The 17,704-nt window shown below is 50.8% G+C and carries 16 protein-coding genes; 12 read left to right on the top strand and 4 right to left on the bottom strand.

Features of this window, described 5'->3' with window-relative positions; translation table 11 throughout:
- Positions 1-312 precede the first annotated feature (312 nt).
- The 6 genes from rhtA to ybiO all read left to right on the top strand — a co-directional run bounded on the left by rhtA (position 313) and on the right by ybiO (position 6,847).
- On the top strand, positions 313-1,200 hold the full coding sequence (rhtA, locus tag DBY68_RS06835; protein WP_108473798.1) for a threonine/homoserine exporter RhtA: 888 nt from the start codon (positions 313-315) through the stop codon (positions 1,198-1,200).
- 115 nt (positions 1,201-1,315) lie between these two features.
- A complete protein-coding gene (gene dps / locus DBY68_RS06830; protein WP_108473799.1) occupies positions 1,316-1,819 on the top strand; it encodes a DNA starvation/stationary phase protection protein Dps in 504 nt (167 codons plus the stop codon).
- Positions 1,820-2,180: 361 nt separating this feature from the next.
- Positions 2,181-2,927, top strand: a complete 747-nt coding sequence (glnH, locus tag DBY68_RS06825; protein WP_108473800.1) for a glutamine ABC transporter substrate-binding protein GlnH — start codon at positions 2,181-2,183, stop codon at positions 2,925-2,927.
- Positions 2,928-3,035: 108 nt separating this feature from the next.
- The gene (glnP, locus tag DBY68_RS06820) at positions 3,036-3,695 is read left to right on the top strand and encodes a glutamine ABC transporter permease GlnP (protein WP_108473801.1); all 660 of its coding nucleotides are present in this window, start codon (positions 3,036-3,038) and stop codon (positions 3,693-3,695) included.
- Positions 3,692-4,414, top strand: coding sequence for a glutamine ABC transporter ATP-binding protein GlnQ (gene glnQ, locus DBY68_RS06815; protein ID WP_108473802.1), 723 nt, complete (start codon positions 3,692-3,694; stop codon positions 4,412-4,414). Before glnP ends, glnQ begins: the two co-directional genes overlap by 4 nt.
- A 213-nt stretch (positions 4,415-4,627) precedes the next feature.
- Positions 4,628-6,847 carry a mechanosensitive channel protein gene (gene ybiO / locus DBY68_RS06810; protein WP_108473803.1) on the top strand — a complete coding sequence of 740 codons (2,220 nt, stop codon included), beginning with the start codon at positions 4,628-4,630 and terminating at the stop codon, positions 6,845-6,847.
- Here ybiO and rlmF read toward each other — a convergent pair.
- Positions 6,844-7,770 carry a 23S rRNA (adenine(1618)-N(6))-methyltransferase RlmF gene (gene rlmF, locus DBY68_RS06805; RefSeq protein ID WP_158529104.1) on the bottom strand — a complete coding sequence of 309 codons (927 nt, stop codon included), beginning with the start codon at positions 7,768-7,770 and terminating at the stop codon, positions 6,844-6,846. The genes ybiO and rlmF overlap by 4 nt on opposite strands.
- 94 nt (positions 7,771-7,864) lie before the next feature.
- On the opposite strand from rlmF, the gene DBY68_RS06800 reads away from it, so the two are divergent.
- The 3 genes from DBY68_RS06800 (at position 7,865) to DBY68_RS06790 (ending at position 9,686) form a co-directional block, all read left to right on the top strand.
- Positions 7,865-8,482: a flavin reductase family protein gene (locus DBY68_RS06800; protein ID WP_108473805.1), complete on the top strand. Its 618-nt coding sequence runs from the start codon at positions 7,865-7,867 to the stop codon at positions 8,480-8,482.
- 159 nt (positions 8,483-8,641) lie between these two features.
- Complete coding sequence (gene mcbA / locus DBY68_RS06795; protein WP_108473806.1) at positions 8,642-8,905, top strand: DUF1471 family periplasmic protein McbA; 264 nt, start codon at positions 8,642-8,644, stop codon at positions 8,903-8,905.
- Positions 8,906-9,296: 391 nt separating this feature from the next.
- Positions 9,297-9,686 (top strand): DUF1090 domain-containing protein, encoded by a 390-nt coding sequence (locus DBY68_RS06790; RefSeq protein ID WP_108473807.1) that lies wholly within the window; start codon positions 9,297-9,299, stop codon positions 9,684-9,686.
- 61 nt (positions 9,687-9,747) lie between these two features.
- On the opposite strand, the gene ascB is transcribed toward DBY68_RS06790, so the two are convergent.
- The 3 genes from ascB to surE all read right to left on the bottom strand — a co-directional run bounded on the left by ascB (position 9,748) and on the right by surE (position 14,027).
- Positions 9,748-11,145: a 6-phospho-beta-glucosidase gene (ascB, locus tag DBY68_RS06785; RefSeq protein WP_108473808.1), complete on the bottom strand. Its 1,398-nt coding sequence runs from the start codon at positions 11,143-11,145 to the stop codon at positions 9,748-9,750.
- 16 nt (positions 11,146-11,161) lie between these two features.
- Positions 11,162-13,030 carry a PTS beta-glucoside transporter subunit IIABC gene (gene bglF, locus DBY68_RS06780; protein ID WP_108474094.1) on the bottom strand — a complete coding sequence of 623 codons (1,869 nt, stop codon included), beginning with the start codon at positions 13,028-13,030 and terminating at the stop codon, positions 11,162-11,164.
- Between the two features lie 127 nt (positions 13,031-13,157).
- Entirely contained in the window at positions 13,158-14,027 is an 870-nt protein-coding gene (gene surE, locus DBY68_RS06775) for a 5'/3'-nucleotidase SurE (protein ID WP_108473809.1), read from the bottom strand.
- Positions 14,028-14,469: 442 nt separating this feature from the next.
- Here surE and DBY68_RS06770 point away from each other — a divergent pair, with 442 nt between their 5' ends.
- From DBY68_RS06770 to bglG, 3 genes are all read left to right on the top strand, one after another.
- Entirely contained in the window at positions 14,470-15,267 is a 798-nt protein-coding gene (locus DBY68_RS06770) for a histidine phosphatase family protein (protein ID WP_108473810.1), read from the top strand.
- Between the two features lie 83 nt (positions 15,268-15,350).
- A complete protein-coding gene (locus DBY68_RS06765; protein WP_108473811.1) occupies positions 15,351-16,658 on the top strand; it encodes an OprD family outer membrane porin in 1,308 nt (435 codons plus the stop codon).
- Between the two features lie 164 nt (positions 16,659-16,822).
- Positions 16,823-17,677 carry a BglG family transcription antiterminator LicT gene (gene bglG, locus DBY68_RS06760; protein ID WP_108474095.1) on the top strand — a complete coding sequence of 285 codons (855 nt, stop codon included), beginning with the start codon at positions 16,823-16,825 and terminating at the stop codon, positions 17,675-17,677.
- The last annotated feature ends 27 nt before the right edge of the window (positions 17,678-17,704 follow it).

Here is a 17,704-nt window from a genome sequence, read left to right as displayed (position 1 = left end):
TATATCAAAAATTGTTAGGAAACTCTTTCGAACTTGTGATGTCTAAACCTTCCTTTGATGTAACTAAAAATTTCCGGGCTTGGTTATCTCATTCAAACATCACAGGTTTTCCCGAAATACCAGACTAGTATCACACAGTGATTTCATCACAATATTCCAGATAATTCCTAGTTTGACAGATTAATAATCCATCGACTAAGGACATTCTAACGGTTCGCGGGCGATTTTTTTTCAACAATTCCTCAACCGTAGCCTGGTATTTCATTTACACTGCTTTTTTTACTCCGTTTGACACAAATTGACAGGAAAAAGATGTCTGGTTTGCTCCGTAAATCTCCCGCATGGATGCCCGTGTTGGTTCTCATCGTGTCGATGCTTTCCATTCAGAGCGGTGCATCGCTCGCTAAGTCACTGTTTCCATTGATTGGCGCGCCGGGTGTCACCGCCCTGCGTCTGGCGCTTGGCACGCTGATTCTGGTTATCATCTTTAAGCCGTGGCGACTGCGTTTTGCAAAAGAGCAGCGTCTGCCGCTACTTTTATATGGCCTGTCGCTGGGGGCGATGAACTACATGTTCTATCTCTCTATTCAGCGTATTCCACTGGGGATTGCCGTTGCCCTGGAGTTCACCGGGCCGCTGGCCGTCGCGCTGTTCGCCTCTCGCCGCGCGGTGGACTTTATCTGGGTTATCCTTGCCGTGCTTGGCCTTTGGTTCCTTCTACCGCTGGGCCAGGACGTGGCGCACGTCGATCTCACTGGCGCCCTGCTGGCACTGGGGGCAGGCGCAGGCTGGGCCATCTATATTCTGAGCGGCCAACGTGCCGGCGCGGAGCATGGCCCGGCGACGGTGGCGATGGGTTCATTAATTGCGGCAGTGATTTTTGTGCCGCTTGGGGTATTACAGTCTGTTGATGTGAGCTGGCACTGGTCAATTCTGCCGATCGGCCTGGCCATTGCTGTGCTCTCAACGGCCCTACCCTATTCACTCGAAATGCTGGCCCTGACTCGCTTGCCAACACGCACCTTCGGCACACTGATGAGCCTCGAACCTGGCCTCGCCGCCATTTCAGGCATGATCTTCCTCGGCGAGACGCTGACGGGCACGCAAACTTTAGCGCTGGCCGCCATTATTGCCGCGTCGATGGGGTCTACGCTGACAATGCGGCGCGATACAAAAATTCAGAAAGTAGATGTGAGTTAAAGCTTAATGTCGCTATTAGACCGATAGGCAGAGTCAGAATTTTCTATCCGGAACTCGGTGCTATACTTATTGCCAGTTAATACTGGAACGCAAAACATCAAGAGGATATGAGATTATGAGTACCGCTAAACTGGTCAAATCAAAAGCATCCAATCTGCTTTATACCCGCAACGATGTCGCTGACAGCGAGAAAAAAGCCACTGTCGAGTTGCTGAATCGCCAGGTGATCCAGTTCATTGACCTGTCTCTGATTACCAAACAGGCCCACTGGAATATGCGCGGAGCTAACTTTATTGCCGTTCATGAAATGTTGGATGGCTTCAGGACTGCGCTGACCGATCACCTGGATACTATGGCTGAACGTGCTGTGCAGCTGGGCGGCGTGGCACTGGGAACAACGCAGGTCATCAACAGCAAAACCCCGCTGAAAAGCTATCCGCTGGACATCCACACCGTTCAGGATCACCTGAAAGAACTGGCTGACCGTTACGCTATCGTCGCTAATGACGTGCGTAAAGCGATTGAAGAAGCGAAGGATGAAGACACTGCGGATATCTTCACCGCGGCTTCACGTGACCTGGATAAATTCCTGTGGTTTATCGAAGCTAACATTGAATAATCATAGGTTATTCTTATGACCCTCTCATCACCCTGATGAGGGGGTTGCACCATCCGGGTGCGCCTTCCTGTTAAAGTCTCTCGCCAAAGTAAACTATTTGTAATAATCACCTCACACAATCGTTAATAAAAGATTGTTTTGTCACCGTCACTTGCGTTAAAAAACAGCATGAATCGTGAACCCGTCACGCTGCACCATAGCAAAGCCCCATTATGGTGCAATCAGGCCTGACGATCGCCGAAATCGTGCATCACTGTCTTCAACTTTTGTTATAAAACAATAAGTTGAAAACTTGGCATGATTTTTTCATAACTCGTACGTTCTCGCAGGGGATTGCCCCGTGGATATAAAAGGAAATGTTATGAAGTCTCTGTTTAAAGTTTCCCTGGCTGCACTTACCCTGGCATTTGCCGTTTCCTCTCAGGCTGCTGAGAAGAAACTGATTGTGGCAACCGATACGGCGTTCGTTCCGTTTGAGTTCAAACAGGGTGATAAATACGTGGGGTTCGACGTTGACCTGTGGGCCGCTGTCGCTAAAGAGTTGAAGCTGGACTACACCCTGAAACCAATGGATTTCAGCGGCATCATCCCGGCGCTGCAAACTAAAAACGTTGACCTGGCGCTGGCCGGGATCACTATCACAGAAGAACGCAAAAAAGCGGTCGATTTCTCTGACGGTTACTACAAAAGCGGCCTGCTGGTGATGGTGAAAGCCAACAACAATGACGTGAAAAGCGTGAAGGATCTGGACGGAAAAGTGGTTGCCGTGAAGAGCGGTACCGGCTCCGTGGATTACGCAAAAGCCAATATCAAAACTAAAGATCTGCGCCAGTTCCCGAATATCGATAACGCGTACATGGAACTCGGCACCAACCGTGCTGACGCCGTGCTGCACGATACCCCGAATATTCTCTATTTCATCAAAACCGCAGGCAACGGCCAGTTTAAAGCGGTAGGTGATTCACTGGAAGCGCAGGACTACGGCATTGCCTTCTCCAAAGGCAACGATGAGTTGCGTGAAAAAGTGAACGGCGCGCTGAAAACCCTGCGCGAAAACGGCACTTATAACGAAATCTACAAAAAATGGTTCGGTACTGAGCCTAAATAAGATTGACTGAGATTATCGTGCCCGGTTGCGCACTGCGCACCGGGCACGTTTTTTAGCACACCCTTTTAGTGGGCTATTGTTCTTCCACCACGGTAACAGGAACACATTATGCAGTTTGACTGGAGCGTCATCTGGCCGGCCATTCCAATTTTGCTGGATGGCGCCAAAATGACTCTGTGGATTTCGATCCTTGGCCTCGCCGGAGGTATTGTTATCGGTCTGTTGGCCGGTTTAGCACGAACCTATGGCGGCTGGATTTCAAACCACATTGCCCTTGTTTTTATCGAAGTGATTCGCGGCACGCCCATCGTCGTGCAGGTGATGTATATCTACTTCGCCCTGCCGATGGCCTTCCCGGACATCCGCATCGATACCTTCACCGCCGCCGTGATCACCATCATGATCAACTCCGGTGCCTATATTGCGGAAATCACCCGAGGTTCAGTTCTCTCGATTCACAAAGGCTTCAGTGAAGCCGGGCTGGCGCTGGGGCTGTCTCGTCGCGAAACCATTCGCCATGTGATTATGCCGCTGGCGCTCCGTCGTATGCTGCCAGCGTTGGGTAACCAGCTGATTATCAGTATCAAAGACACCTCGCTGTTTATCGTTATCGGCGCTGCCGAATTGACCCGCAGCGGCCAGGAAATTATCGCCGGTAACTTCCGCGCGCTGGAGATCTGGACCGCCGTCGGCGTTATCTACCTGATCATTACTCAGGTGCTGAACATCGTGCTTCGCATTCTTGAAAGAAGGATGAAAATCCTGTGATTGAATTTAAAAACGTTTCCAAGCACTTTGGCAAAACCCAGGTGCTGCACAATATCGATCTCAACGTGAAACAGGGCGAAGTCGTGGTGATCATCGGGCCATCCGGTTCCGGTAAATCCACCCTGCTGCGCTGCATAAATAAGCTTGAAGAGATCACCAGCGGCGATTTGATTGTCGATGGACTGAAGGTCAACGATCCGAAAGTGGATGAACGCCTGATTCGTCAGGAAGCCGGCATGGTGTTCCAGCAGTTCTACCTCTTCCCGCATCTCACGGCGCTGGAGAATGTGATGTTCGGCCCGCTGCGCGTACGCGGTACGCAAAAGGCAGATGCGGAAAAACTGGCGAAAGAGTTGCTGGCGAAAGTGGGCCTCGCGGAACGCGCGCATCATTACCCGTCTGAACTCTCCGGCGGCCAGCAGCAGCGCGTGGCAATCGCCCGTGCACTGGCGGTAAAACCAAAGATGATGCTGTTCGATGAACCAACCTCTGCGCTTGACCCGGAATTGCGTCATGAAGTACTAAAAGTGATGCAGGATCTGGCCGAAGAAGGCATGACGATGGTTATCGTGACCCATGAGATTGGCTTTGCCGAGAAAGTCGCGTCGCGGCTGATCTTTATCGATAAAGGCCGTATTGCGGAAGATGGCGACCCGCAGACACTGGTAAAAAACCCGCCGAGCCAGCGTTTGCAGGAGTTTTTGCAGCACGTATCGTAATTATCCCCCTCACCCTGGCCCTCTCCCTCAAGGGAGAGGGAACTGTCCGTGCAAGCGGTGAGGCCGGGGCGATTATTCTCCCTCTCCCCGTGGGAGAGGGTCGGGAGGAGGGCAACAACGCGCACCGAGTCCCGGTATTTCTCCCAAAATCCTTCCCCCTTCTCCTCGCAATCTATACTTAACCCTTTGTGATTGTTGCTTTCGGAGGGACTCGTGCCATACATCCTGCTGTTTTTGCTCGCCCTTATTAGCACGCCGCTGCATGCAGTGACCATCCCCGGCGTCACATCAACGCCCAGCGACACTGCGGCCAGCGAACCCGATGCCGCGCAGAAAAAAGCGGCCTATTCTGCGCTTGCCGATGTGCTGGAAAACGACACATCGCGTAAAGAACTGATTGAGCAGCTTCGACAAGCCGCAGCCACACCGCCCCCGGAAACCGCGCTCACCCTCACGCCTCCGGAAGTGAAAGAGGAAAAAACGGTACTGGAAAACGTTACGGATGTGACGCGTCACTACGGCGGCGAGTTCGCTACCCGCTTCGCCCAGCTATGGCGCAACATCTCTACCGCACCGCACAAACCGTTTCACACCGCGACCTTCTTCAATGCCGTGACCCATTTTCTGATGCTGGCAGCGCTGGTCTTTGCTTTTTATGGCCTGGTACGTCTGTGCGCCCTGCCGCTGTATCGCAAAATGGGGCGCTGGGGGCGGCACAAGAACCGTGACCGCAGTAACTGGTTGCAGCTTCCGGCGATGATTACCGGTGCACTAATTATCGACTTACTGCTACTGGCGCTGACGCTGTTTATTGGCCAGCTACTGAGCGACAATTTAAATGGCGGCAACAGCACCATCGCTTTCCAGCAGAGCCTTTTCCTCAACGCTTTTGCACTGATTGAGTTTTTCAAAGCCTTATTGCGTCTGATTTTCTGCCCGCGCGTGCCGGATCTTCGTCCCTTTGCAATCACCGATGAAACTGCGCATTACTGGAACTTACGCCTCAGCGCACTGAGCAGTTTGATTGGCTACGGTTTGGTTGTCGCCGTGCCAATTATTTCCAATCAGGTCAACGTACAGGCGGGCGCGATGGCAAACGTCATCATTATGCTGTCCATCACACTGTGGGCGTTGTATCTGATTTTCCACAATAAAAAAGCGATTACCGACGGCTTACTACAGGTTGCTGACCGCTCGCTGGCATTTTTCAGCCTGTTCATCCGCGCCTTTGCGCTGGTGTGGCACTGGCTGGCGAGCGCTTACTTCATTGTGTTGTTCTTCTTTTCACTGTTCGACCCGGGCAACAGCCTGAAGTTTATGATGGGCGCGTCAGTGAAGAGCCTGGCGATTATGGGCATCGCCGCCTTTATTTCTGGCATCCTGTCACGCTGGATAGCCAAGACCATCACCCTGTCGCCGGAGACACAACGTAATTACCCGGAACTGCAAAAGCGGCTTAATGGCTGGCTGTCCGGCGCACTGAAAACCGCGCGCACGTTGGTTGTCTGTGTGGCGGTCATGCTGCTGCTCAGCGCCTGGGGCTTATTCGATTTCTGGAGCTGGCTTCACCAGGGAGCGGGTGAGAAAACGGTGGATGTGCTTATCCGCATCGCCTTAATTCTCTTCTTCTCCGCCGTCGGCTGGACGGTGCTTGCCAGCCTGATTGAGAACCGTCTGGCCTCGGATATTCATGGCCGACCGCTGCCCAGCGCGCGCACGCGTACGCTTCTTACGCTGTTCCGTAACGCGTTAGCGGTGGTGATCAGCACCATTACGGTGATGATCCTGCTCTCTGAGATAGGCGTTAACATTGCACCGCTGCTGGCGGGTGCCGGGGCGCTGGGGCTGGCTATCTCATTCGGTGCACAGACACTGGTAAAAGATATTATTACCGGAGTGTTTATTCAGTTTGAGAATGGCATGAATACCGGCGATCTGGTCACCATTGGGCCGCTCACGGGTACGGTGGAACGCATGTCAATTCGTTCTGTGGGCGTCCGCCAGGATACCGGGGCGTATCACATTATTCCGTGGTCATCGATAACCACCTTCGCCAACTTTGTACGCGGGATCGGTTCTGTGGTCGCGAACTACGATGTTGACCGGCATGAAGAGACGGAAAAAGCCAATCAGGCGCTCAAGGATGCGGTGGATGAGGTCATGCAGATGGAGGATATTCGTGGCCTGATTATTGGCGAGCCGTCGTTTGCCGGGATCGTCGGGCTCACCAATACCGCCTTTACGCTGCGCGTCACCTTTACCACGCTGCCGCTGAAACAGTGGTCGGTGCGCTTCGCGCTGGACAGCATGGTGAAAAAACACTTTGATCTTGCGGGGGTGCGCCCACCGGTGCAGACGTATCAGGTGCTACCAGCCCCCACCAACGCAGCCCCGCCGGACGCGGGACTGCCGCCTGCTGAACCGACGCTTTAACGTTTACGCGCCAGGAAGCGGCGGCGCTGCTCGTCGTTCATAAAGGTCCAGGCAATGAAGCGACTCTGCTTCTGCCCCTGGGCCATCTCTTTTTTCACGACTTTTACCGCACCGACATCCGTCAATGCGCGGTAAAGTGGCGGCAGGTTTTCCCCTTTCGACACCAGCGAGGTAAACCACATCACCTGACGCGCGTAGTCGCGGCTTTCGGCAATCATTTTTTTGATAAATGCCACTTCGCCGCCTTCGCACCACAGCTCCTGCTGCTGACCGCCAAAGTTCAGCGCGTCATCTCGCTCCTGGCCAAGATTGCGCCGTTTTCGCTCGCTTCCTGCCCGTGCAGATGCGGCAGAATCATGGAACGGCGGGTTGCACAGCGTGGCATCGTACTGCTCATTCTTATGGATAATGCCATTGAACATGGATTCATTGTCTTTTTGTCGACGCAAACGAATCATGCGGGTCAGCGACGGGTTAGCGCTGACAATCGCCTGCGCACTGGCAAACGCCTGAGGATGCGTTTCGCTGCCGGTAAAGCGCCAGCGGTACTCATGCGCGCCAATCAGCGGATAAATACAGTTCGCGCCCACGCCGATATCCAGCACATTTGCGCCCTGCACCACATTGCCGCTCTCATCGGTCAGCAGATCGGCCAGATGGTGGATGTAATCCGCACGCCCCGGAACCGGCGGGCACAGGAAACCGTCAGGAATATCCCATGCACTCACGCCATAAAAATGCGCCAGCAGCGCTTTATTCAGGGTCTTCACCGCCTGCGGATCGGCAAAATTAATGGTCTGCTCACCGGCCGGATTCAGAGTGATAAAATCACCCAGTTCCGGGCACGATTGACACAATGCGGTAAGATCGTAGCGATTATGGTGACGGTTACGCGGGTGTAGACCCGGTTTTTGGGCATTCATGACTTTCTCCTGTCTTAAGCGGCGTAAGATACCCGTTGACGGCGGCGCGGTAAATAAGGGAGTCTGGAATACCTTTGTAAATAACAGGTACGCTATGTATTTCTACGAACCCTCACAGGGACATGGGCTGCCGCATGACCCGCTAAACGCCATTGTCGGGCCGCGCCCAATCGGCTGGATATCCTCGCAGGATGCGCAGGGAAAACGTAATCTCGCGCCCTACAGCTTTTTCAACTGCTTTAACTATCGTCCGCCCGTTATCGGCTTTGCCAGTAGTGGCTGGAAAGATAGCGTGCAGAATATCATGGAAACCAAACAGTTCGTCTGGAACCTGACCACGCAGGATCTCGCCATCGCGATGAATGAAACCTCCGCGACGTTGCCGCACGGGGAGGATGAATTTGTTCGCGCAGGCTTAACCGCCGCCCCCAGTCGCCTGGTTGATGCCCCACGCGTGGCGGAGAGCCCGGTCAATTTCGAGTGTCGCTTATCGCAATGCATTCAGCTCACCTCAGCCGACGGCACTGCCATTGATACCTGGCTGGTGCTGGGCGAAGTGGTTGGGATTCATATCGATGAGTCTCTGCTCGAGGAGGGCATCTATCAAACTGCCCGGGCAAAACCGGTGCTGCGGGCCGGCGGCCCATCCGCCTACTACACCATCGATGAAGCACATCGTTTCGATCTCATCCGCCCGGACGCTCGCCGATAGCTTTAAAATCAGCCACTTGTATGTGGCTGATTTGTCAGTATTTCGTCAACTTAATTCATTCAAAAAAGCCACCTGTCTTGCGCGATTTTTTGCGGATAACGCCTCTTCACCACCGCCTACACTTACAGAGTTACCCCGTCGTAACTGGAGGATGTACTTATGAAGAAGTGTCTCGCCCTGCTTGTCGCAGGCGCGTTTGCCGTCGTTACCTTCTCTGCCATCGCCGCTCCGCAACCCCTTGATGGTGATAACACCGGGCAACTCCGCCCGGCCGGTACCGTCTCTGCCTCCGGCGCCAGTTCCCTTGACGATCTCCAGGCAAAACTGGCGGAAAAAGCCCAGAAAGAGGGGGCGAAAGGGTTCGTGGTTGAATCCGCAAGCGGCAATAACAAGATGTTTGGTACAGCGACTATTTATAAATAATGGCTTCACACATCCATTTCCCTGCCCGATAGCCCCCGCGTCGGGCAGTTTCATATCATTTCCCAAAACCAAATATGTTTAACGCGTTAATCTTGTCCGAGCGCCATCTTCAATACAATACGTTGATAAAATACGCGTATAATAAAACTAATTGTATTTAGTTTTCACTTCGCCCTGCAGGAATACATTAATATTATTAAATAATCCACCACCGTGACTTCTCAGCGTATACAACTCGTCGCTAAACGACACGACAATTCACAGCTTGTAAATGATAAAAATTTAACACTATGGGATGACGCCCCCCGCAACAGTGTATTTACGTTCAGGGAAGGAATTTATATACTTCCTGCACAAAGGATTTATTCAACGTCATACAAGGCACATAACAATGTTTTCTCAAAAAAAGTTCATCCCTGCATTGCTTCTTATCGCTCCTCTGTTTGCTACCGCCACACATGCCGAAGTACAAACCGGCTGTGCCGCTAAAAAGCAGGAAATTGAAAGACAAATTGATTACGCCAAAACGCACGGCAACCAACACCGTGTAAATGGCCTTGAAAAGGCGTTGAGCGAGGTCAATCGTAATTGTACTGATAGTTCTTTGCGTAAAGATCGCGAGCAAAAAATTAAAGAAAAAGAGCGTAAAGTTGCAGAACGCACCGAGGAATTAAAGGAAGCCCGTGAGACGGGAAATCAGGAAAAAATCGGCAAAAAAAGTAAGAAACTGGAAGAAGCGAAAGCTGAACTTGCCGAAGCACGTGCAGCATTAAATAAATAACGCCCAAAAATAACCCCATCATACTCCGATGGGGTTATTTTATTATCTTCTTCTATAGCGGCTATCGCTGCAAAGCACCGCCACGTGTCGCAATCACTTTCTGATACCAGTAGAAACTTTTCTTACGGCTACGGTTAAGCGTACCGGAACCGTCCTGCGCTAAATCAACGTAAATAAACCCGTAGCGTTTAGTCACTTCTGCTTTCGAGGCACTGATAATATCAATCGGCCCCCATGAGGTGTATCCCATAACCTCAACGCCGTCCTGAATAGCTTCCTGCACCTGCACCAGATGATCGTTCAAATAACTGATTCGGTAATCGTCATTGATTTCACCGTTAGCCTCCGGTTTATCCTGCGCACCCAACCCATTTTCGACGATAAAGAGCGGTTTCTGATAGCGATCCCATAAGACATTTAGCAGTGTTCGCAGACCGATGGGATCAATTTGCCATCCCCATTCCGAGCTTTCCAGATGCGGGTTCGGCACCATATCCAGAATATTTCCTTTGAGCTTTTCAACCAGCTCGCTGTCTGCCGTTACGCAGCCGGTCATGTAATAGCTAAAAGAGATAAAATCGACGGTATGGCTGAGTGCAGCGTTATCTTCTTCGGTGACATTTAGCGCGATATCATTTTCACGGAAATAACGCTGCATATACCCCGGATAACGCCCACGACATTGTACATCGCCGAAGAACTGCCACTGGCGATTATCCTGCAACGTAGCGAAGACATCTTCCGGTTTACAGGTAAGTGGATACATTAAACCGCCCAGCAACATATTACCGATTTTAGCTTCAGGGATAATTTCGTGGCAGGCTTTCACCGCCAGGCCACTGGCAACCAGCTGATGATGGATTGCCTGATAGACTTCCGCTTTACTGCACCCTTTTTGCAGGCCGACACCAGTCAAAGGCGCGTGCAGTGACATATTGATCTCATTAAAAGTCAGCCACAGTTTGACTTTATGCTGGTAACGAGTAAATACCGTCCGGGCATAACGTTCGAAGAACGTAATAACCTTACGATTTCCCCAACCGCCATAATTTTCCACCAGCCCCCACGGCATTTCATAGTGTGACAAGGTGACCAGCGGTTGAATATTGTGTGCCAGTAGCTCATCAAACAGTTTGTCATACCACGCAAGGCCCGCCTCGTTCGGCTCATTTTCATCGCCCATCGGGAATATACGCGTCCAGGCAATCGACACGCGTAAGCAGGTAAAGCCCATTTCCGCGAACAGAGATATATCTTCTGGATAGCGATGATAAAAATCGATGGCGATGTCTTTAATACTGCTGATCCCTTCGCGGCTTTTTACCGGCTCACTGAATATGCCCTGTGGCAGCATGTCAGAGGTGGAAATACCTTTGCCATCTTCCTGCCATGCGCCTTCAACCTGATTAGCGGCTAACGCACCGCCCCATAAAAACTCTTCCGGAAATATTGTGCTCATCTTATCTACCTTAATTTCAGCGTTTGACAGAGAGGAAAGGATCGCCCGCATTGACATAAGGGGTTTCGTTCTTTTGCTCCAGCCCCTGATAGTCATCGCTATTGCTCATAATGACCGGTGTACACAGGTCAAAACCTTTTGCCAGAATGGCATCACGATCGAAGGTAATAAGCAGATCGCCTGGCGCAATCCTGTCCCCTTCTTTTATGTGTGCGGTGAAGTGTTCACCGTTGAGTTTTACCGTATCAATACCAACGTGAATGAGAATTTCAATTCCCGAGTCACTGAGTAAACCAATCGCGTGGCGAGTGGCAAAAAGGCTGGCGACTTCGCCGCTAAAAGGTGCGACGACGCGGCCTTCCGATGGAATAATGGCGGCTCCTGCCCCCATCAAACCGCTGGCGAATGTGGCATCCGGCACCTCATTAAGCGGCAGACTTACGCCGCTAAGCGGAGCCAGCACGGTGTTTTCATCGACAATTGCGCTCACGCTAACCGGTTTGGCACTTTCTGCGGTTTTCTCTGCAGGAAGGCCAACAAAATATGTCATCACGACACTGAAAATAAAGGCGACGGCCACACCCATCATCGCGCCCCAGACGGTAAAGTCGATTCCCGTTGGGGGAATAATTTGCGCCACCGTAAAGATGCTCGCCAGGCCAAAGGAGTAAACCTGGCTCAGGCTGAATCCCACGACCGCGCCGCCAAGGGCACCGCCCACGCAGCCAAAAATAAAGGGACGACGGTATGGGAGTGTCACCCCGTAAACGGCAGGTTCAGTAATACCAAAAACGCCAGCAATCGTTGCCGAACCCGACAATGCCTTCAGGCGCTGTTCGCGAGTTTTCAGGAAGACACCCAGCGCCGCACCGACCTGACCAAACACCGCAGGCAGTAATATCGCCAGCATCGGGTCATGACCGAAGACCGCCATGTTGTTCATCATCAGCGGAATAAGCCCCCAGTGCAGGCCAAAAATCACACATACCTGCCACAGACCGCCAAGGATCCCTCCCGCCAGCCACGGCGCAAATTTGTATATCGCCTGGAAGCCCGTCGCGAGCAGTTCGCCAAGCCCCGACGCGAGCGGCCCAATCGCCAAAAACGTCAGCGGAATGGTAATCGCCAGACACGCCAGCGGAGTTAAGAAGTTTTTAACCGCCGCCGGGAAAAGGGTGTTGCAGCGTTTTTCCAGCCAGCAGGAGAACCACGCGGCACAAATCACCGGAATTACCGACGACGTGTAATTGATAAGCACCACCGGGATGCCCAGGAAATGTAGTGCCGCGTTATCGCCGCTCAGGCTAAACGCTTCGACCATCATCGGATGCACCAGCGCGCCGCCGATGACCATCGTAATAAAGGGATTACCGCCAAACTTTTTCCCGGCGGTATAGCCCAGCACAATAGGCAGGAAATAAAACAGGGTGTCGCTGGCGGCAAACAGAATGCGCCAGGTACCTCCGGTTTCACTGAGCCAACCAAAAGCAACGCTGAGCGCCAGAAAACCTTTCATGATACCGCAGGCAGCCAGTACGCCAAGGAACGGAGTGAAAATACCGGAAACCATGTCGATAAACGCCGCCAGCACTCCGGTCTTTTTATCTGACTTCTCTTTGTCAGCAGGCGCATCGTCTGTGATGCCCCCGGCCTGGCATACGGCCTGCCAGACATCATGAACGTGGTTACCGACCACGACCTGAAACTGCCCGCCGCTTTCCACCACCATAATGACATCCGGGTTCTTCTTCAGCGCGTCGGCATCCGCTTTGCCGTCATCCTTCAGCTTAAAGCGTAGACGGGTGGCGCAATGCACCAGGCTACTCACGTTCTCGCGCCCTCCTACATGGCGGAGAATATCCTGTGCCAGATCTTCATATTTCATTTTCATCGACTTCATCCGTACTCAAATAAAAAAACCTGATCATCAGCGAAGCATCTCCACTGATGTATCAGGTTTTGCCTGCTTAAGCAGTAACAATCCTTTATGTCTCTTCCGGCGCGAGGTAAAACTATTTTTTCAACATCTTTTCATATTGCGCCTGATATTGCGGGGCGTTCCACGCGCCATCAATCAACGTATAGGTGATGTAACCTTTATTTAGCCAGCCCGAATCAGTGTCATCCAGAGTATTATTTAAAGATGCCGGATTAATCGTCTGCTTAGCGGTTCCGTCAGGCAAAATGTCATAGCCAATCTGTGGCGTAGGGAACATTTCATTTTCAACGAAGTGAACACCTCTAATTTGTTCTTTTGGCAGCGGCGGATAGTTAATACTTAACCCGGAGCCTTTCGGCAATAAAGCGCTGTCGGATACCGATTTGTCGTTAAGTTTCCCTACCACCTCAACGACGTAATCAATCGCATCAGGCCAGTATTTATGTGTACTTGGCCATTTGTTTTTCATTTCATCTTCGGTGTAGATGTAGCCAATGCTGGCGGCAATCGCCGGGAAACCATAGCGAATAGCGCGTGCGGCAGCGCTCACGGTACCGGAATTCACCTGCGCCATCCCGGTATTCGGGCCATCATTAACGCCAGAAATAACCAGATCGGGAGGATTATCTTTCAACAGCCCCTGCAGACCAAAATCAACGGAGTCCGCCGGCGTACCCGGGAAGCAGTAACGTTTATCGGCGACTTTTTTAACGTCAAAAACCTTACCGGTTTTGAACGTTATCGCAGAGCCAATACCGCTTTGATTGGTCGCCGGGGCAACCATCCAGGCGTCATAACCTTTTTGAGTAAGCTTTTCCTGAAGCTGGATGCTGCCGGGAGATTCACAGCCGTCATCATTCACAATCAGAATTTTTAGCGGATCGGCAGAAACTGTAAAACTTATCGCGGAAATCAGCGCGGCGGCAATTAACGTTATCTTCATCGTAGCTCCTGTTATCTCTGGGGGATAAATACAATGCAAAAAAAAACCTAAGGCCCCTGCTGCAACGTGTGCAGAAAGTGCCTTAGGTTTTGCCTGAATCAGTAACAATCCCGAGTTGCTAACGAAAATACGTCTTGTCGGTGATTACGTCCAGACGGTGAAATGGTTTTTTGTGATAACGATCACCTTTCTTTGCATATTACGCCATTCCGTGACGTGCTCTCAAAATTAAGAAGTGAGATATTCCTGATATGAGGAGGATCACATTTATATACTTCACCGTTATAAATCTGATGCACGAAATAAATATTAGTGGTAATGTCCGCTGAAACTGGATTGTTACTGTTTCAACAGGCAAAACCTACGTTTTCTTCTCTCCCTCTCTATTGGGAACAAGAAGAGCACGTAGGTTTTTTTTTGGCTAAAAAAGGACGACGCAACAATGAAAAGATGGTTACTCAGTGTATTAATGGTGGTTACCGCCACTGCAAGCCCAACGATCCTGGCGCAGGTTAATGATAAAAACAGCCAGGATGAGGCTATTAATATCTATTTTGCTCGCCATGGTAAAACACTGCTTAATACGTTAGATCGCGTTCAGGGGTGGGCCGATTCACCGCTCACCCCAGAAGGTAAAGAGGTTGCCCGTTATTTAGGCGAAGGATTGAAAGACATTAAATTTGACCGTTTTTATTCCAGCGATGCCGGGCGCCAGCGCGAAACCATGGCGGTTATTCTTCAGCAGGCTGGCGTAACAAATTATCATCTCACCGAGCTGGAAGGTTTACGCGAAGCCTTTTTTGGTAGTTTTGAAGGTGGCTATAACAAAGATATGGCCAATGCTGGCGCGCATGAATTAGGATTGAGCGATGCGAAAGCACTGTTTACCGCGATGAAATCAGGTACGCTGCCGGTAAAAGACAACCAAAATGCGCTGGCGAAGGCAGATCCGCAGCATTTGGCTGAAAACTATGAGCAGGTGAAAACCCGCACCCAGGCAGCGCTGGACACCATTGTTGAAACGGCGAAAAAAGAAGGCGACAAAAATATTCTGGCGATCTCGTCCGGGACATCAATGCAGATAATGATCTCCGATCTGACCGATAATCCGGCCAAAAATCTGCCGCTCACCAATGCCGCAGTCGTCAAAATCACCTATAAAGATGGCAAATATAGCGTACCCGAAATTGGCACGATGAAGTATGTCGAGGCCGGTAAAAAGGCGCTCAGCAACAAATAAACGCTTTCTCTTTTTTATTTTGGCCGTTTGCAGTGTCTCCTCTGTCTCAATTGCTGCGACGGTCCTTTTTTCAGGAACGGATGATGCTTAAGTATATTACTCTCACGTTGTTAACGTGCGGGCTTTCTTCGCCCGTTTGGGCAAGCGAGAACGCTTTCTTGAATGATGCATTTTTCACAGACTCACAGCTCACGCTATCAGCAAAGAACTACTGGAAATACCTGAAAGAAGAAAACGCTAACCCCAAGCATGTACATAACGCATGGGGCCAGGGCTTTGCCGCAGATTTTCAATCTGGCTATTTCGCCGATATCATTGGTTTTGATGTCACTTATTATAGCGCCATCAAATTAGGGGCCAGTGATTATTTTAACTCGCGCGGCGTACTCTATAATAATGGAACGGGTAACAATAAAAACAATGCTGAAGGATATTCAAAGTTCGGACAACGAAACATTAAGCTGAAATATGCTATTGAGGATTTGCAGCTCAATGCGCGTTGGGGATGGCAGATGCTGAAAAACTATGGCGTCATCTCGACGTCAACACGTCTCTCCCCGACGACCTACTCAGGCATTAGTGGAGGTATAAATTATGGACAGCTTACCCTACGCGGTGCGTGGATGGAAAATTCCATGGACCGAAACTCGCCGGATAAAAAACAGTTTCAGACCAACACCGGCAAAGATATTGGCTATCTGACAAGCGGTGAAATTCTCTGGAAAAGTGACGGGTTCGATGCGCAGTATGCCTGGGGAGAAAGCAAAAACTATTTACAACGCCACATCCTGTTCACGCAACTTCGTCCGACCTCTGACTGGACAATCGGCACACAAATTTATGGCACGCATGCGCAGGAAGCGTACCGCGCAATGCCAGCAAATAAGCGAGATTTTGATAATAACGCCTGGCACTTCGCCGTGGATGCCACCTGGAAAGGCGAGCGCTGGAGCAGTAAATCGGGAATCGGTTATACCGACGCTCAAAAAGCCAACGAAGTGGGATTTTATCCACGTCATATGAGTAAGAATTCGCGCGGCACCTTTATCTCGATGGCTTATGCGGGTGACGATTATCTGCGTGACGGCGAACTGATGTTTGCCAACATGACTGAATATCGCTTAACGCCTAATCTGGGCGTGGGTCTGGCTGGGAATATTGGGCAGTTTAATTATAAAGGCAATCACGTACGCAGCGGGGAGCTCAATGCTTTTACCCGTTGGGCACCCACTGATGCGTACTTCAAAAACTTCACCTTTTGGGCGATGTTCGGGCCTGGCTGGTCGTATAAAGCGAGCGGGAAAACACCTGTACTCACTAACGGTCATTATACCCGCACCCATACATTATCGGCAGAAGTCATTATGGAATATCGATTCAGGTTATTCTGATCTCGAAGAGGAACGCGGCGGATCAATCTCACGTTTTTTGCCCTTAGGTTTTTAAAGGGAATCATTCGGTGATAGATTGCGCCGCGGATTGTGACAGCTTTAGCTAACAAAACCTGATTTCCAGCGATTATTATGGATCAGGTTTTTTGATTTTTGAGGATCCGATGATCATCGCAAAAATATTGAATAATAATGTCGTGGTTATTCTGGATGCGCAACAACGAGAACAGGTCGTTATGGGGCGCGGTTTAGCCTTTCAGAAACGCGCAGGAGACACACTGGATACCTCGCGTATCGAAAAGGTTTTTGCCTTACAGAGTGACGAATTGACCCGACGCCTGGGCGAACTGCTAAGCCAAATTCCGCTAGAAGTGATTACGACCTGCGACCGTATTATTGACCTGGCGCGTAGTCGGTTAGGAAAGCTGCAGGAAAGCCTTTATATCACCCTGACCGATCACTGCCACTACGCCATCGAGAGACAAAAGAAAGGTTTAGCGATTAAGAATGCCCTGCTGTGGGAAACGCAACGTCTTTATCCGCGCGAGTTTGAACTGGGTAATGAGGCCAGGGCCATAATAGCCCAGCGGCTTGGCGTCGAGCTACCGGAAGATGAAGCGGGCTTTATTGCATTGCACCTGGTGACCGGGCAGCTTAACAGTGAAATGCCGGAAGTCATGCATATCACCCAGGTGATGCAGGAGATTCTACAGTTAGTGAAATATCAGCTGCGGCTGGAATATGACACCAGCACGTTAAGCTATCAACGGTTTGTCACCCACCTGAAATTTTTTGCCCAACGTATGCTGTCGCGTAACGTTGTGCCTGATGATGATGAAACCCTGCACGACGCCGTAAAAGAGAACTACGCCCTCGCCTGGAAGTGTGCGGAAAAAATCGCGCTGCATATCCGTAATACGTATCAGCGCGAACTCACCACCGAAGAGATTATGTTTTTAACCATTCATATTGAACGGGTTCGCAAAGATACGCTTCGCCACAACGAACACAGTTGTTGAATATTCCACCTTGTGATTTTCATTTCT

The organism is Pseudocitrobacter sp. RIT415 (assembly GCF_003057695.2).
Classification (GTDB): domain Bacteria; phylum Pseudomonadota; class Gammaproteobacteria; order Enterobacterales; family Enterobacteriaceae; genus Pseudocitrobacter; species Pseudocitrobacter faecalis.
The sequence above is the reverse complement of the archived record's forward strand: the minus strand, read 5'-3'. Positions and strand labels throughout refer to the sequence as shown.

Bases quoted from the DNA above. Each gene is read 5' to 3' on its own strand.
- rhtA (WP_108473798.1), top strand. From the start codon at position 313: ATGTCTGGTTTGCTCCGTAAATCTCCCGCATGGATGCCCGTGTTGGTT.
- dps (WP_108473799.1), top strand. From the start codon at position 1,316: ATGAGTACCGCTAAACTGGTCAAATCAAAAGCATCCAATCTGCTTTAT.
- glnH (WP_108473800.1), top strand. From the start codon at position 2,181: ATGAAGTCTCTGTTTAAAGTTTCCCTGGCTGCACTTACCCTGGCATTT.
- glnP (WP_108473801.1), top strand. From the start codon at position 3,036: ATGCAGTTTGACTGGAGCGTCATCTGGCCGGCCATTCCAATTTTGCTG.
- rlmF (WP_158529104.1), bottom strand. From the start codon at position 7,770: ATGAATGCCCAAAAACCGGGTCTACACCCGCGTAACCGTCACCATAAT.
- DBY68_RS06800 (WP_108473805.1), top strand. From the start codon at position 7,865: ATGTATTTCTACGAACCCTCACAGGGACATGGGCTGCCGCATGACCCG.
- mcbA (WP_108473806.1), top strand. From the start codon at position 8,642: ATGAAGAAGTGTCTCGCCCTGCTTGTCGCAGGCGCGTTTGCCGTCGTT.
- DBY68_RS06790 (WP_108473807.1), top strand. From the start codon at position 9,297: ATGTTTTCTCAAAAAAAGTTCATCCCTGCATTGCTTCTTATCGCTCCT.
- ascB (WP_108473808.1), bottom strand. From the start codon at position 11,145: ATGAGCACAATATTTCCGGAAGAGTTTTTATGGGGCGGTGCGTTAGCC.
- bglF (WP_108474094.1), bottom strand. From the start codon at position 13,030: ATGAAATATGAAGATCTGGCACAGGATATTCTCCGCCATGTAGGAGGG.
- surE (WP_108473809.1), bottom strand. From the start codon at position 14,027: ATGAAGATAACGTTAATTGCCGCCGCGCTGATTTCCGCGATAAGTTTT.
- DBY68_RS06770 (WP_108473810.1), top strand. From the start codon at position 14,470: ATGAAAAGATGGTTACTCAGTGTATTAATGGTGGTTACCGCCACTGCA.
- DBY68_RS06765 (WP_108473811.1), top strand. From the start codon at position 15,351: ATGCTTAAGTATATTACTCTCACGTTGTTAACGTGCGGGCTTTCTTCG.
- bglG (WP_108474095.1), top strand. From the start codon at position 16,823: ATGATCATCGCAAAAATATTGAATAATAATGTCGTGGTTATTCTGGAT.